The organism is Pseudomonas sp. M47T1, assembly GCF_000263855.1.
Classification (GTDB): Bacteria; Pseudomonadota; Gammaproteobacteria; order Pseudomonadales; family Pseudomonadaceae; genus Aquipseudomonas.
This window is the reverse complement of record NZ_AJWX01000074.1, coordinates 1-453: the sequence shown is the minus strand read 5'-3', so window position 1 is coordinate 453 and position 453 is coordinate 1. Positions and strand designations below refer to the sequence as shown.

Below are 453 nucleotides of genomic sequence, written 5' to 3'. Positions count from 1 at the left end.
AGGAAGGGTGCGGTGTCGAACGAGGCGCGCTCGGTCGTCCCTACCAGGCCAATGTCGTGATAGTGCACATGGGCCAGGGTGCCGGCGGCGTCGACCGGTAAAATCTCGCGCGGCAGTACCTTGAACACCACCTGGCCGATGTCGACATCCTCGCGGCTGACCACCTGATTGCCCACGGCGTTGTCGTTCCAGTACAGGTTGAGCGTGTCACCGGCGTGCATGTCGGGTTGCAGCACCACCTGCACCACCACCGGCACGGTGGGGTCGCGCAGGTCGTTCCAGTTCAGGCCGTCGTGCACGGCCTGTTGCGGCACGATGGGGGCTGGCAGGGTGGGGGTAATGCCGTCGTGACGGCTTAGGTGCGAGGCGTGCTCGCGGGTGAGGATAAGGCGGCGAACCGCCTGGCTGAGTGTGCTCATGGGGGGTAACCTCCGAGGGTTGGGCACTCAGTCT

1 protein-coding gene is annotated in these 453 nt (G+C 65.6%); it reads right to left on the bottom strand.

All coding sequences use genetic code 11. From position 1 onward, the window contains the following. The coding region (locus PMM47T1_RS28500) for a hypothetical protein (protein ID WP_008375957.1) at window positions 1-419 on the bottom strand (419 nt) is incomplete at its 3' end. Window positions 420-453: the final 34 nt, after the last annotated feature.